Below are 14603 nucleotides of genomic sequence, written 5' to 3' on the forward strand. Positions count from 1 at the left end.
GGAGGTCAACCGGGTCACGGGGGATCGACGCCGTGGAGGATCAGGCCGAGTTCGTAGGCCAGCACGGCGGCGTGGGTGCGGTCGCGGGCGCCGAGCTTGTCCAGGACGTTGGTCACGTGGGTCTTGATCGTCTCGCGGGACACGTGCAGGGCGGCGGCGATCTCCGGGTTGGCCTGGCCGAGGGTGATGTGCCGCAGCACCTCCAGCTCGCGGGGCGTCAGCGTGACGGGGCGGCGCGGCCGGGCGCTGCCGTGGTGCGGGGAGGCGATGCGGCGCAGCGCGTCGGGGAAGAGCACCGCGCGCCGCGAGTGCACGAGCCGGACGGCTTCCACGAGCTCGCCGGCCGGGGCGCGTTTGAGCACGTACCCGGCGGCTCCGGCGCGCAGGGCGGCCCACACGAGCTGGTCGTTCTCGAAGGTGGTGACGACGACGACGCGGGTGGCGGGGGAGCGGCGGGTCAGCTCGACGGTGGCGGCGAGGCCGTCCATGCGGGGCATGCGGATGTCCATCAGCACGACGTCGGCGCCCGCGCCGGCCTCGACGGCCTCCTGCCCGTCGGCGGCCTGGCCGACGACCGTGAGGTCGTCGTGGAGGGAGAGCATGGCGGCCCAGCCCTCGCGGATCAGCGGCTCGTCGTCGGCCAGGACGACGCGGATCACAGCGGCAGCCTCGCCTCGACGCGCCAGGTCGTCCCGGCCTGCCCGGTGGTGCACGTCCCGCCGGCGAGGCGGGCGCGCATGCGCATGCCCGTGAGGCCGCGCCGGGGCCCGGCCAGGGGCCCGGTGGTGCCGGGGGCGCCGGTGGTGGCGTTCTCGACGGTCAGCACCAGCTCGCCGGTGGCGTCGGTGCCGACGTCGAGCGTGACGGGGCCGGAGCCGTGGCGCAGGGCGTTGGTGAGCGCCTCGCGGGCGATGGCGTAGGCGGTGCGGGAGGTGGCCGGAGGGACGCGGCCGAGGGGGCCGGTCGTGACCTGTACGTCGAGCCCGCGGGTGAGGGTGTCGAGCGAGTCGAGCGTGGGCGTGCGGGCCGCCTCGCCGTCGCCGAGGACGCCGAGCAGCACGTCGAGGTCCTCCTGGGCGGCACGGGCGGTGTCGAGCAGGTGGTCCAGCGAGCGGGTGGCGTGCTCGGCGCGCGGGCCGGGCCGCTGGAGCGCGGCCTGCGCGGCCATGCCCTGCACCAGGACGACGCTGAGCGCGTGCCCGACGGCGTCGTGCAGCTCCAGCGCGAGGGCCTGGCGGCGGCCGAGCTCCTCCAGCTTGCGGGACGGCTCGGCGCGCAGCAGGCGGCGTGCCGCCCACCGCTGCCCGAACCCGGCCGCGACCATGGCGGCGGCCAGCGCGAGCAGGGCGGCCAGCGGTTCGGCCTGGACGGCGGGGCTGTCGCGCCACAGCGCCGGATCGCCCAGCCGGACCAGTCCCGGCGACAGCATGAGCACGCCCGCGCCCAGCGTCGCGCCCCCGTACAGGTGCAGGCTCGTCAGCGCCACCAGGTAGACGCGGTCGGCCCGCTCGGAGACCCGGACGTCGAGCAGCTCGGCCAGGGCGGCGATCTCGATGCGCCGCACCAGCGGCGCGAGGGCGAGCAGCACCGAGGCGGGCAGGCACGCCGCCCACAGCACCAGGACGCGTGCCGGCGTCGGCTCGCCCAGGACGAGCAGGCCGAGCACCACGGCGACCGGGGTCAGCAGCGCCGCGCCCAGCACCTGGTAGAGGACCGCCCGCACGGCGCGTCCGGCATGTCGGCTCACGTCGGCGATGCTAGCCCGGGACGCCGGGCCGCCCCTTCCCCCACCTGGGGGATGTCCGCCCGCCGCCGGGCTGTGAGCCTCACAGTCATGAAGAGCGCAACCACAAGACCGCACGACACACCGCATGTCCCCGCCCGCACAGATCCCCCCGGCGGGGGATCCGCCGGGCCGGGCCGGTGGACAGACTCGGCCGGTGAGTCCGGGATCGGGGGGAGGTGATCATGCGTCGTCTCACGGCATCGGCGATCTCCGCGGCGACACTCGCGGTGGCCGCCCTGTGGTGGTTCGTCCCCGGCAGCTATCCGTACGGCGCGGCGGCCAAGGTCACGGTGGGCGTCAACCACTGGATCGAACGCGGGCCGGGCGTGGGCCTGATGGCGGCCGCCGGCGTGCTGGGGGTGCTGGTGGCGCTCGGCGTCCGGTCCTGGCCCAGGCTCGCCGGCGCGGTCGCCGGGGTCCTGAGCGCCTTCTTCCTCCTGGTGATGTCCGACGCCTCGGTGCTGTCGTCCGTCGGGTACGCCCTGATCCCCGCCGCCCTGCTGGGGATCGCCGGACTGGTGGCGGTGGGCTGCGTCCGCCGCAGGCCCGTCGCGTACGTGCTGGCGGTGCTGCTCCCGGCCGGGCTCGTCGCGTCGCTCACCATGACCGACGCGGTCGCCCGCTACCTGGTCAACGTGGCCTCCGGGTTCGGCGAGTTCGGCGGGCGGATCGCCTGGTCGTGGGCGATGGCGATCGCCGCGGTCGGCTGGGCGTGGCTGGCCTACGGCTCGTTCGCGCGCGAGCGGAAGGCGGCGGTCCCGGGGTGGGGGAGGGCGGTCACGATCGCGGCCGCCCTCTGTCCCGTGCCGTACGGGGTGACGCGGCTGACGTGGGCGACGCCGTGGCCGCTCGGCGGCTTCGACCCGCGCACCGGCCACATCACGCTGATCGCCGTGGAGGCCGGCGACGCGGCCACCCGCATCCAGGGGTTCCTGATCGGCCTGAGCGCCGTCCTGGCCCTCGTGCTGACGCTCGGCCTGATCAGCCGGTGGGGCGAGACCGTGCCGCGATGGGTGCCCCGGCTGGGCGGGCGGCCCGTCCCCGTGATGCTGGCCGTCGGGCCGGGCGTGTTCGGCGCGGTCGCGCTGTCCGTCTCGGCTCCCGGGGTGCTGGCCGGAGCCGTCCAGATGGGCTCGTGGCTGGACGGCGTCCTGTTCGTCGTGATGTTCCCGTGCCCGATCTGGGGTCCGTTGCTGGGGGCCGCGGTGTTCGCCTACTGGGCGCGCCGCAGAACCGCCGAGAAACCGAGGAGTGCCGCAGTTGCCGTCGCATGAAACGCCGTCGCCCAAGGGCCTGGAGGTCCAGCGGACGTTCGACAGGATCACCGGCTACTACGACCGGATGAACCGGATCATGACGCTCGGGCGGCACGCCGCGTGGTGCCGTGAGGTGGCGGCGGGCGCGCACCTCCCGCCGGGGGGAAGCCTGCTCGACATCGCCACCGGCACCGGCGTCATCGCCCTCGCCGTACGGGACCGGCATCCGGACGCGACCGTCCACGCCGTGGACTTCTCCGGGCGGATGCTCCAGGAGGCGGCCCGCAAACCGGGCGCCGAGGGCGTCACCTGGCAGTACGCGGACGCCAACGACCTGCCGTTCGGCGACGCGAGCTTCGACGCCGTCACGCACGGCTACCTGCTGCGCAACGTGGAGGACGCCGAGCGGGTGCTGAGGGAGCAGCACCGGGTGCTGAGGCCGGGCGGCCGGGTCGTCATCCTGGAGACCTGCCCGCCGCGCGGGCCGCTGCGCTATCCGGTGGAGCTGGGCGTCCGGATGATGATCCCCCTGCTCGGGCAGGCGGTCGCCGGGGACCGCGAGTCGTACGCGTATCTGAAGGAGTCGACGCTCGGCTTCATGACGCCGCAGCAGGTCGCCGCCGTGCTCCGCCGGGCCGGCTTCGAGTCGGTCGCGTGGAGGAAGAAGTTCTTCGGGACCAACATGATCATCTCTGCCCGGAAGCCGCCGGCTTGAGGCTGACACCGTGTCAGGCGGCAAGGTGGCCGGCATGTCGATTCCTTATGTGGGCTCCGGCCCCTACTGTTACGCCAATTCGCTGGCCATGATCCTCGGCGACGAGGCTCCCTCCGCCTCGGTCGTCGAGGTGCTGACCGGCTCCCCGTACGGGATGCAGCTGATCAGCGGGCGGCTGCCGCTGTTCGACCCGTTCGGCTGGGATCCCGAGCAGGGGCTCGACACCGCGATCGAGCTGCTGGGCTGGTCGTGCGCGCGCGAGGACGGCGGCTCGGCGGACGAGGCCGTCGAGCGCCTGCGCCGCGCCTGCGCGGCGGGGCCGGTGCTGGCCGGGCCGCTGGAGCTGGGGCTGCTGCGCTACCAGCCCGGCTCCGGGCAGGCGGTCGGCGCCGACCACTACCTGGTGGTGCTGGAGGTCACGGACGACACCGTGCTCGTGCACGACCCGCAGGGCTACCCGTACGCCACCCTCCCGGTCGCGGAGTTCGCCGAGTCGTGGCGGGGCGAGCTGATCAGCTACCTGCCCCGGCCGTTCGCCATGCGCTCCGCCTTCGTACGGGAGGCCCGGGTGAGCCCCGAGGAGGCGTTGCGCCGCTCGCTGCCCGCGGCGCTCGCCTGGCTGGGCGGCCGGACGGACGTGCCCGTCGCCCCCGGCACGCTGGGCCAGGCGGAGGCCGCGGAACGGACCGCCGAGCTGGTGGCCGAGGGGCGGCTCGACCCGCAGGCGCGGGAGCTCCTGGGGGCGTTCGCCGTGCGCGTCGGCGCCCGCCGGGCGAACGACCTGGCCGCCTGCCTGGCCTCGCTGGGCCTGGCGGAGGGCGCCGCCGTCGCCGCCGAACAGGCCCGCCTCGTGGGCGCGCTGCAACTCCCCGTCGTGACCGGGGACGACGCCGCGCTCGCGGCCGGTCTGCGCGCGCTGGCCCCGGCCTACGAACGGCTGCGCGCGGCCCTGGCCGATGGAGCCTTCGAGGGCATTGCCCGGACCCCGCACCCACGCCCCGGAGGGCATTGCCCGGACCCCGCTAATTAGTTAACTTTCTTTCATGAAGTCGCGTCTGTCAGCCGCGCTCGTCCTGACCGCGGCCGCCCTCGTCGCCACGTCCGCCCCCGCCCAGGCCGCCTCCTACGTCAAGCACGCCTCCTACGGCTGGCCCGACCAGTGCCAGTGGTTCGGCAACCAGGGCACGGCCGACCACACCTGGAGCTCGTACTACTGCGAGACCGTCATCCCCACCAACTGGATGGCGCCCGGCCTCTACAACCTGTGGGTCCAGTACTGACGAACGTACGGCCCGGTGTTCCGGCCGGGCCGTAAACAGGCAGCTCACCGGGCTTTATGCGCGGCTGACCTCCCGTCTGACACGATCTCCGCGCTCGGTGGACGGGAGAAGGGGGCAACAGATGGCCACGACGAACGCCGGCATCAAGCGATTACTGGCGGACTCCGGAGAGGCCCGCACCTGGGTATCGCCCCGGACGGACCTGGTCACGGCGCTGCTCGGCGTCTGGTTCGGCGTCGGGCTGATGATCGACGCCTGGGCCCACACCCAGCTCTCGGCCGAGCTGGAGACGTTCTTCACCCCCTGGCACGCGGTGTTCTACTCGGGGTTCGCGGCGGTGTCCGCCTGGCTCATCTGGCAGGTGCTCCGCAACACCCGCACCGGGCGGCAAGGGGTGGCCGCGGTGCCGATGGGCTACCTGGCCGGGCTGGTGGCGGTGCCCGCGTTCGCCGCGTTCGGGTTCGCCGACATGATGTGGCACACGGTGCTCGGCATCGAGACCTCGCTCGACATCCTGTTCAGCCCCTCGCATCTCGGGCTCATCGTGACGATGCTGCTCATCATCACCACCCCGCTCCGCTCGGCCTGGAAGGCGCCGGACGTGGGGGACCGGCCGTCGCTCGGGCGGCTGCTGCCCGCGCTGATCGGGCTGGCGTTCGCGACCACGCTCGTGTCGCTGTTCCTGTCGTACGGCGACGCGATGCAGTGGGACGGCGAGAGCGTCGTGGCCGCCTTCTCCAACGAGGAGATGCCCGGCCACCTGGCCGCGTCGATGGTCATGACCAACGTGATCATGCTGGCTCCGGTGCTGCTGCTCGTGCGCCGCTGGGAGCTGCCGTTCGGCAGCATGACCGTGATGTACGGGATCGCCGTCCTGATGCCGGGCGCGCAGACGGCGTTCGGCAACGTGCCGATCCTGCTCTCGTTCGTGACGGCCGGGCTGGCCGGTGACGTGCTGATCCGGTTGCTGCGTCCCTCGGCGCGGCGGCGGGGCGCCTACTGGGCGTTCGCCGGGCTGTCGGCGTTCGTGACCTGGTCGCTGTACATGGGGGTGGCCTCGGCGGCGGCCGGGCGGCTGCCCACGGTGCCCGAGCTGTGGACCGGCTCGCCCATCGTCGCCGGGCTGGTCGGCCTGGCGCTCGGCGCGCTGTTCCTGCCCAACGCCGCCGGCGACGACCCCGCCGGTCACAATCCCGCCGGCCACAATGCCGCCGGTGACAGTCCCGCCGCGTCCCGTCCCGGCGTCGCGCGAGGATGATCAGGGCGTTCCTGCTCGCCGCCGTCCTGGTGGTGGTGTTCGCCGCTCCGGCCGCCGCGCACAACGTCACGGCCGGGGCGGACCTGCGGATCGCGCAGACGATCGCGGGCGCCGAGGTCACGCTGGTGATCAAGGGGACGTCGCGCGTGCCCGGCCCGCTGCGCATCGGCGTCGTCGCCTACGAGCGCGCCGACGGGCTGCAGGTGAGCCTGGAGGTCCGCTCGCTGACCGGTGGCCACACGGTCACGGGCACGGCACGGGCCGCGGCGGAGCCCGCGTACACCGAGCTCAGGGTCGAGGAGACGGGCCCGCACCAGCTCACGCTGCGCGCCGGGAGCGAGGTCGCGGTGGTGCCGTTCCGCGTCCTGGTGGAGCGCGGGTCGGCGGGGGACTTCCTCGTCTACGGCGGGCTGTTCGCGGCCGGGCTGCTGCTGGTGGGCGGCCTGCTCACCGGCGCGACCTCGCGGCGCGGCCCGGCGATGCTGCTGTCCGCCGGAGCCGCGGCCGGGGTGACGGTGGCGGCCATGGTCGTCGTCTTCGAGCCGATGCTGCCGCCCGGCCCGCCCGACGGCGCCGCCCCGACCGCCACCGCCCAGCCGGCGGGCGGCCGCCCGTTCGCGCAGGCGCGGATGGAGACCGCCCCGGCCCCCCCGGCCCCGGGTCAGGAGTTCACGCTGCGCGTCGACCTCACCGACGGCTCCACCGGCAGGCCGGTCGACGACCTCGTCTCCCACCACGAGGCGCTCGCCCACCTGGTCGTGACCAGCGAGGACGGCCGCTACTTCCGCCACGTCCACCCGCTGCGCACCGCCCCGGGCCGTCTGGAGGTCAGGCTGCGCGCCGACCGCCCCGGCCGCTACCTCGCCTACGCCGAGCTGGAACGCGAGGACTCCGGCGGCCAGCTCCTCACCGGAGGTTTCGCCGTCGAGGGGGAACCGGCGGTCGCCGCCGTCGAGGAGACCGTCGCCCCCACGCTGCGGCCCGCCGCCCCGGTCGCGGGCCGCCCGGCGACGATCGAGCTGCCCGCCGAGGGCCGGGTGCGGCCCTGGCTCGGCATGGCCGGCCACCTGATCGTACGGAACCAGGACGGATCATTCCTCGGCCACGTCCACGAGATGGGCACGGCCGGGGACCGCCTCCGCTTCACCTTCAGCTTCCCCCGCCCGGGACGGTACCTGGCCTGGGCCCAGCACGCCACGGACGGCCGCATCGTGACCATGCCCTTCACCGTCGACGTGACCGGACCCGGATCGGCGTCCGCCGGATGAGACGCCTGATCGCCCTCGCCGCGCTCGTGGTGGCGGCCGCCGCGCTCTTCGTCGCCGGTCGAGCCCTGGGCGCCGAGCCGCTGACCCTGACCATCGCCGGCTCCCGCTACACCGCCACCGTCGTGATCGACCCGCCCAGGACCGGGGCCGTCGTCGTCGAGACGCGCGTGACCTCGGGCGACGCGGACGGCCTGGCCCTATCGGCGGTCATGCCCGACATGGGCCACGCCATGCCCGAGCTCAGCGCGGCGGAACGGGAGCCGGGCCGGTTCGTCGCCGAGGGCGAGCTGTTCACCATGTCCGGCGTGTGGGACGTGTCCATCCGCCTGACCGGCCCGGCAGGAGAAGAGACCCTCACCGCCAAGGCCCTCATCAGCGGCTAGCCCGGCCGTCCCGGCCAGGCCGGACGCCGAAGCTGTCCGTCATAGTCGGTGGCGCCGGTTACGCTGCGGTGGATGACGACGGTGGGGGTGGAGAGACACGTGACGGTCAACGGGGTGACGAGCGCCGCGGTGGCGGTCCCGGCAGGCGAAGCGGTCGGCCGGGTGCTCGGCACGCAGTCGGCCTCACCGCTGTCGTTCTGGATCGGGCTGGAGCCCGGCAAGGTCGTCCAGCTCGACGACGTGGTCGTGACCAGGCGCGAGGTGCCCGGCCACGGGCCGGTCCTGATGGCGGGCGTGGTCAGCACCGTCGAGGCCCGCCACGAGGGCGCCGCCTACGACTCCGACGTGTTCCTCATCGCCGACGGCGCGCTGCCCGCCGCCGTCGTCGAGGTCGCCGAGGTGCGCGTCACCCGGGTCGAGCCCGAGGTGTTCGTGCCGCCGCTGCCCGGCGCGCAGGTCTACCTGGCCGGCGCCGGCGACCGCGACCAGGCGCTCTACTTCGACGTGATGGACCGCCGCATCCCCATCGGCACCGGCCGCGACGGCCAGCCGCTGTACGTGAACTTCGACTTCCTCGACGGCACCCGCGGCGCCCACGTGTCGATCTCCGGCGTGTCCGGCGTGGCGACCAAGACCTCGTTCGCCACGTTCATGCTCTACTCGATCTTCAACTCGGGCGTGCTCGGCGGCGAGGCGGCCAACACCAAGGCGCTGATCTTCTCCGTCAAGGGCGAGGACCTGCTCTTCCTCGACCACGACAACAGCCGCCTCGACGAGGCCGCCCGCAGCGTCTACGGGCGGCTCGGGCTGCCCGCCAGGCCCTTCTCCAGCGTCCACGTCTTCGCCCCGCCCCGGCCCGGCGACCCCAACGGCGTCCCCCACGTCTCCGCCCGCACCCAGGGGGTCAGCTCGTTCTTCTGGACCCTGGTGGAGTTCTGCCAGGAGGAGCTGCTGCGGTTCGTCTTCGCCGACGCCGACGACGAGCGCGCCGGCTACTCGCTGCTCGTCGGCCAGGTCGCAGCCCGGCTGCACTCCTGGGCCGAGCCCGTCGGCGACGGCGGCGCCGTCCGCATCAGGGGCACCGCCTGCCGCACCTTCTCCGACCTGGTCGAGCTGCTGTCCGACCAGCTCCAGGACGAGGCCTCCCGCCACGAGTGGACCGGCGCGACCACGCCCCTCGGCACCGTCAACGCCTTCCTGCGCCGCCTGCGCAGCGCCGTACGCCCCCTGTCGCCCATCGTCCGCGGCGACCTGCCGTTCTTCCGCGCCCACACCATCCGCACCTCCGACGCCCAGGTGTCCATCGTCGACCTGCACAACCTGCCCGAGCGGGCGCAGCGGTTCGTGGTCGGCGTGGTGCTGCGCGGCGAGTTCCACCGCAAGGAGTCGTCCGGCACCGCCAAGCCGCTGCTGTTCGTGGTGCTCGACGAGCTCAACAAGTACGCCCCGCGCGAGGGCGAGTCGCCCATCAAGGAGATCCTGCTCGACGTCGCCGAGCGCGGCCGCAGCCTCGGCGTCATCCTCATCGGAGCCCAGCAGACCGCCTCCGAGGTCGAACGCCGCATCGTCGCCAACAGCGCCGTGCGCGTCGCCGGCCGCCTCGACTCCGCCGAGGCCACCAGGTCCGAGTACGGCTGGCTGCCCCCGGCCGTGCGCGAGCGCGCCACGATCGCCAAACCCGGCACCATGTTCGTGGCCCAGCCGGAGATCCCGGTGCCGCTGGCCGTCGCGTTCCCCTTCCCCGCCTGGGCCACCCGGCCTTCCGAGGCGGTGGCCGTGACGAGACCCGGGGCCCCCGCGACCCCGGCGGACCCGTTCCAGGGGCTGCCCGGCCCCGAAGACGACATCCCGCCGTTCTGACGAGGAGGTGACCACGTGAAGATCCTGCACACCGCCGACTGGCACGTGGGCAAGGTGCTCAAAGGCCGCTCGCGCGCCGACGAGCACCGGCAGGTGCTGCGTGAGCTGGTCGCCACCGCCCGCGCCGAGGACGTCGACGCCGTCATCGTCGCCGGCGACCTGTTCGACACCTCCGCGCCCACCCCCGAGGCGCAGTCCCTGGTGCTGCCCGCCCTCATGGCGCTGCGCGAGGACGGCCGCGACGTGGTGGTGCTGGCCGGAAACCACGACAGCGCGCCGCTGTTCGAGGTCTACCGGCCGGTGCTCGGCGCGCTCGGCCTGCACGTCGTGGGCGCCTTCCGCCGTCCCGACGCCGGGGGCACGCTCTCCTTCACCGCGCGCTCCGGCGAGCCGGTGCGGCTGGCCGTGCTGCCCTTCCTGTCCCACCGCTACGTGGTGCGCGCCGCCGAGGTGCTGACCGGCACCGCCGCCGAGCACAACCGCGACTACGCCGCCCGCATCGGCGAGCTCATCGGCGCGCTCACCGCGAGCTTCACCGGCGACACCGTCAACCTGATCACCACCCACGGCACCCTGCCCGGCGGCCGGTTCGGCGGCGGCGAACGCGAAGCCCAGTCGATCTTCTCCTACTACTTCGAGCCGACCGCCTTCCCGCCCGCCACCCAGTACGCCGCCCTCGGCCACCTGCACCGCCGCCAGCAGATCCCCGGCCCCTGCCCGATCTGGTACAGCGGCTCGCCCATCGCCGTCGACTTCGGCGAGGAGGGCAACGAGCCCGGCGCGCTGCTCGTCGACGTCGCCCCCGGCCGCCCCGCCGTGGTCCGCGAGGTCGCCTTCCCCGGCGCCCGCCGGCTCCGCACCGTACGGGGCACGCTGGAACAACTGGAGACCGTCGAGGCGGGCGACGACTGGCTCAAGGTGGTCGTCGAGGAGAAACCCCGCGTCGGCCTCGCCGACCAGGTGCGCGAACTGCTGCCCGGCGCCGTCGACGTGGTGATCGACGAACGGTTCCGGCCCGTGCACGCCGTACGCAGGCCGGGCTCCGCCGCCCGCAGCCCGCGCGAGCTGTTCCGCGCCTACCTCGCCGACTCCGGGCGCGAGGACGAGCGCGTGGCCACCCTGTTCGACCGCCTGCACGACGAGGTGACCGGCTGATGCGACCCCTGCTGCTGCACGTCGAAGGCTTCGGCAGCTTCCGCGGCGCGACCGAGATCTCCTTCGCCGACACCGACTACTTCGCCCTCGTCGGTCCCACCGGCGCGGGCAAGAGCACGATCATCGACGCCCTCTGCTTCGCCCTGTACGGGACGGTCCCGCGCTGGGGCAAGGAGAACGTGATCGCCCACGCGCTCGCCCCCTCCGCCGCCGCCGGCAAGGTCGGCCTCGTCTTCGAAAGCGGCGGACGCCGCTACGGCGTCGTGCGCGCCCTGGTCCGCGACAGCAAGGGCACCGTGCGCACCAAGGAGGCCAGGCTCGACGAGCTGGCCCCCGGCGCCACCGGCTTCGACGAGGTCGCCAGGCCCGTCGCCGAAGGCGAGAACGTCACCACCGAGGTCCAGCGCGTCACCGGGCTCGAATACCGGTTCTTCACCCAGTGCGTGGTGCTGCCCCAGGGCCGCTTCGCCGAGTTCCTGCACGCCGCCCCCCGCGAACGCCAGGACCTGCTCGTCCAGCTGCTCGACGCCGACGTCTACGACCGCATCCGGCAGCGCGCGGCGGCCGAGGAGGAGCAGGCCAGGCAGGCGGCCACCTTCGCCCGCAACCAGCTCGCCAAGCTGTCCGGCGCCACCGACGAGGCCGAGCGCGAGGCGCGGGAGCGCGCCGGCTCGCTGCGCGCGCTCGCCGACGGCATCGGCGCCGACCTTGAGCTGCTGCGCGCCAGGGACACCGAACACCAGCGCACCCGCGAGGCGCTCGCCGCGCTCACCGACCGCATCACCGCGCTCCGCTCGCTCACCATGCCGCCCGAGGTGCCCACCCTCGCCGCCACCGCCCGCGAGGCCGCCGACGCCGTCACCGCGCTGGAGGCCGAGGCCGCCACGCTCGCCGCCGACGAACAGGCCGCCGAGGCGGCGCTCGCCGGCCTGGGCGACCGCGCCGCGTTCGTCGCCGCGCTGGCCGCCCTCGACGCCCTCGACCGCGCCGAACGGGCCGCCGCCGCCGCGCACGCCACCGCCGCCGAGACGGCCGCCCGCGTCCCCGCGCTCGCCGCCCGCCTCGCCGAGGCCCGCGACCGGCTCGCCGCCGCCGAGACCGCCCGCGACCGGCTCCGCGACGCCCACGCGGGCGCCGGGCTCGCCGCCCGCCTGACCGCCGGCGACCCCTGCCCCGTCTGCCTGCGCCCCGTCACCGACCCGCCCAGCCACGGCGCCCTGTCCGACCTCGGTACGGCCGAGCGCGCCGTGTCCGTCGCCCGCGGCGACGCCGACCAGGCGCGGGCCGAGCACGGCAAGGCCGAGACGTCCGCCACGATGCTCGCCGACCAGGCCGCCCGCCTCGACGCCGACCTCGCCCACCACCGCGCCGCCTGCGCCGCCGCCCTCCACCCCCTCCGCCCCTACGGCCTCCCCACCCCCACCAACCCCGACGGAACCACCGCGTCCGGTGGGGCCTCCGCGTCCGGCGGGGTGGCCTCCCCGGAGGGCGCCCGCCCCGTAGGCGGCGCCGCCCCTTCGGGCGGTGCCGGCCTGGGGTCCGACGCCGCCACCCCAGAGGACACCGCCCCTTCCGGTGGGGCGGTCTCTTCGGGGGGTGGCCGGTCCGTACGGGGTGCCGTCCCTGTGGAGGGTTCACGGGGGCCGCGTGGCGACGTGGTCCGGGGGTTCATCGAGGCGCGGCTGGCCGACATGGGGAAGGCGGAGAAGGTGGCCGCGGAGGCGCGGGCGGCGGCGCGGGGCTGCCGGACCCGGCTGGAGCAGGCACGGACGCGCGCGGTGCGGGCGGCGCGGCAGGGCGAGGACGCCTGGCGCGCCCTGGAGGCCGCCCGGGACCGGCTGCTCACGCTGGGCGGGCACGCGGAGGCGCCGCCACCGGTGGACCGGGCCGATCTGCATCACGCCTGGAGCGATCTGATCGAGTGGCGCAACCAGGCGGGCATCGCCACCCGGGTGGTCGTCGACGAGACGGAGCGGGCCCTGGCCGAGCTGGCGGCCAGGCGTGACGCCGAACGGGCCGCGCTCCTCGACCGCCTCACCGCCCACGGCGTCCCCGTACCGGGAGGTGGGGCCGGGGGACCGGACCAGCTCGCCGCCGCGGTGGCGGCGGCCGTGACCAGGTCGGAGGCGGCGCTGGAGCGCATCCGCGAGGATCGCGCGAAGGTGGCCGAGCTGACCGCGGAGGTGACCGAGCACGACCAGGCGGCCCAGGTGGCGCACGAGCTGGACCTGCGGCTGCGCGCCAACGCGTTCGAGCGCTGGCTGTGCGCCGAGGCGCTGGCGCTGCTGGTCGCCACCGCGTCCGACACGTTGCGGGAGCTGTCCGACGGGCAGTACGAGCTCGTCCTGGGCAGCCGCAGCGAGATCGAGGTGATCGACCACGCGGAGGCGGGGATGCGGCGCAGCGCCCGCACGCTGTCGGGCGGCGAGACGTTCCAGGCGGCGCTGGCGCTGGCCCTGGCGCTGTCGGGCACGGTCGCCCGGGGGCTGGAGTCGATCTTCCTGGACGAGGGATTCGGCACCCTGGACCCTGCCACGCTCGACACGGTGGCCACCACGCTCGAACGGCTCGCCTCGGGCCAGGAGCGCATGGTGGGCGTCGTCACGCACGTCCCGGCGCTGGCGGAGCGCGTCCCTGTGCGGTTCGAGGTCAGCCGCGACACCGAGGGCTCGCACGTGCGCCGGGTGGGCCCATGACCGGGTTCACCGTCGACCCGTGGGATCCGGGCTATGCGGCGGCGCTGGCCGTGGAGGCCCTGTCGGAGCTGGGCACGACGAGCGCCGAGCTGATCCTGGACGTCGAGCACCCGGCGGCCGACTGGAAGCCCGTCCGGCCGGGCCCCGGCGTGGACGCGCCCGACACGCTGCTGGTGGCCGACGGGGTGCGGCGGATCGACGCCCGCGTGTGGGTGTCGGACGCCGACGCGCCGATGCCGCTGCCGGGCATCGCGGCCTCGTTCGCGGCGGGCATCGTCCGCTGCGGGCCGGGCGGCGCGGATCTGGCGGCGATCGAGATCGGCCGTTCGCTGATCAGCGCGTCGCCGTACGCGCCGGAGGTCAAGACGGCGCACGCCGTCTACCGGCCCGGGCGGGCGGCCGACTCCAGCATGGAGGAGCTGTCGCTGGCGCTCCAGCGCCAGGTGACCCAGCTGGAGGTGGACCTGGCCGTCAGGCACCGGGCCGGCACGAGTGACCTGCTGCTGGTCGACGGGCCGCTGCGCGGGCGCACCCACCTGCCCAACACGGTCGGCTACATCAAGACCCACCACACCGCCTACCTGCCGCCGCCGCAGTCGGCGGTCGTGTCGGCGCTCGCGCCGGGGGAGCGCACGCCGGTGTTCCTCATGGGGACGAGCTGGCGGCGGCACGCCTGGTACGTCCGGCTTCCGGTACGCTCCTCGACCCCGTGGGCGGGGATCGCGCGGTGCGAGGCGAGCGCCGAGCTGGAGCCCGCCCAGGTGACGCGGCTGGCCGACGAGCTCACGCTGGCGCTGCCGCCGCTGGCGGGCGTCGACTACAAGGACCCGCGCGCCCCGCAGAACCTCGTCCCGATCGGCGGCCTGGAGAAGCTGCTGCGCCACCATCTGGGCGATCCGCGCCTGCTCTACCGGGCGTTGCGCACGGCCTCACAGGAGTAGACCCG

Annotated in this window: 13 protein-coding genes; 11 read left to right on the forward strand and 2 right to left on the reverse strand. The window is 74.8% G+C overall.

What is annotated here, in order from left to right:
* Window positions 1-14 precede the first annotated feature (14 nt).
* On the reverse strand, window positions 15-659 hold the full coding sequence (locus AB0G11_RS11960; RefSeq protein WP_219516749.1) for a response regulator transcription factor: 645 nt from the start codon (window positions 657-659) through the stop codon (window positions 15-17).
* Window positions 656-1747, reverse strand: coding sequence for a histidine kinase (locus AB0G11_RS11965; RefSeq protein ID WP_357585530.1), 1092 nt, complete (start codon window positions 1745-1747; stop codon window positions 656-658). Before AB0G11_RS11965 ends, AB0G11_RS11960 begins: the two co-directional genes overlap by 4 nt.
* Window positions 1748-1968: 221 nt before the next feature.
* Between AB0G11_RS11965 and AB0G11_RS11970 the strand changes: the two genes are divergently transcribed.
* The 11 genes from AB0G11_RS11970 to AB0G11_RS12020 all read left to right on the forward strand — a co-directional run bounded on the left by AB0G11_RS11970 (window position 1969) and on the right by AB0G11_RS12020 (window position 14598).
* Window positions 1969-3060 carry a hypothetical protein gene (locus AB0G11_RS11970; protein ID WP_357585532.1) on the forward strand — a complete coding sequence of 364 codons (1092 nt, stop codon included), beginning with the start codon at window positions 1969-1971 and terminating at the stop codon, window positions 3058-3060.
* A complete protein-coding gene (locus AB0G11_RS11975; RefSeq protein ID WP_357585534.1) occupies window positions 3047-3757 on the forward strand; it encodes a ubiquinone/menaquinone biosynthesis methyltransferase in 711 nt (236 codons plus the stop codon). Before AB0G11_RS11970 ends, AB0G11_RS11975 begins: the two co-directional genes overlap by 14 nt.
* A 34-nt stretch (window positions 3758-3791) precedes the next feature.
* Window positions 3792-4787: a hypothetical protein gene (locus tag AB0G11_RS11980; protein ID WP_357585536.1), complete on the forward strand. Its 996-nt coding sequence runs from the start codon at window positions 3792-3794 to the stop codon at window positions 4785-4787.
* Window positions 4788-4800: 13 nt separating this feature from the next.
* The gene (locus AB0G11_RS11985) at window positions 4801-5037 is read left to right on the forward strand and encodes a hypothetical protein (protein WP_357585537.1); all 237 of its coding nucleotides are present in this window, start codon (window positions 4801-4803) and stop codon (window positions 5035-5037) included.
* Window positions 5038-5158: 121 nt separating this feature from the next.
* Window positions 5159-6295, forward strand: a complete 1137-nt coding sequence (locus tag AB0G11_RS11990) for a hypothetical protein (RefSeq protein WP_357585539.1) — start codon at window positions 5159-5161, stop codon at window positions 6293-6295.
* On the forward strand, window positions 6292-7563 hold the full coding sequence (locus tag AB0G11_RS11995; RefSeq protein ID WP_357585541.1) for a hypothetical protein: 1272 nt from the start codon (window positions 6292-6294) through the stop codon (window positions 7561-7563). Before AB0G11_RS11990 ends, AB0G11_RS11995 begins: the two co-directional genes overlap by 4 nt.
* On the forward strand, window positions 7560-7946 hold the full coding sequence (locus tag AB0G11_RS12000; RefSeq protein ID WP_357585543.1) for a hypothetical protein: 387 nt from the start codon (window positions 7560-7562) through the stop codon (window positions 7944-7946). Before AB0G11_RS11995 ends, AB0G11_RS12000 begins: the two co-directional genes overlap by 4 nt.
* A 72-nt stretch (window positions 7947-8018) precedes the next feature.
* Entirely contained in the window at window positions 8019-9806 is a 1788-nt protein-coding gene (locus tag AB0G11_RS12005; protein ID WP_357585545.1) for an ATP-binding protein, read from the forward strand.
* 15 nt (window positions 9807-9821) lie between these two features.
* Entirely contained in the window at window positions 9822-10961 is a 1140-nt protein-coding gene (locus tag AB0G11_RS12010) for an exonuclease SbcCD subunit D (RefSeq protein ID WP_357585547.1), read from the forward strand.
* On the forward strand, window positions 10961-13657 hold the full coding sequence (locus AB0G11_RS12015) for an SMC family ATPase (RefSeq protein WP_357585549.1): 2697 nt from the start codon (window positions 10961-10963) through the stop codon (window positions 13655-13657). The genes AB0G11_RS12010 and AB0G11_RS12015 overlap by 1 nt, the downstream gene beginning before the upstream one ends.
* A complete protein-coding gene (locus AB0G11_RS12020) occupies window positions 13654-14598 on the forward strand; it encodes a hypothetical protein (RefSeq protein ID WP_357585551.1) in 945 nt (314 codons plus the stop codon). The genes AB0G11_RS12015 and AB0G11_RS12020 overlap by 4 nt, the downstream gene beginning before the upstream one ends.
* Window positions 14599-14603 lie beyond the last annotated feature (5 nt).

Source organism: Nonomuraea sp. NPDC023979 (genome assembly GCF_040639085.1).
GTDB lineage: Bacteria > Actinomycetota > Actinomycetes > Streptosporangiales > Streptosporangiaceae > Nonomuraea > Nonomuraea ceibae.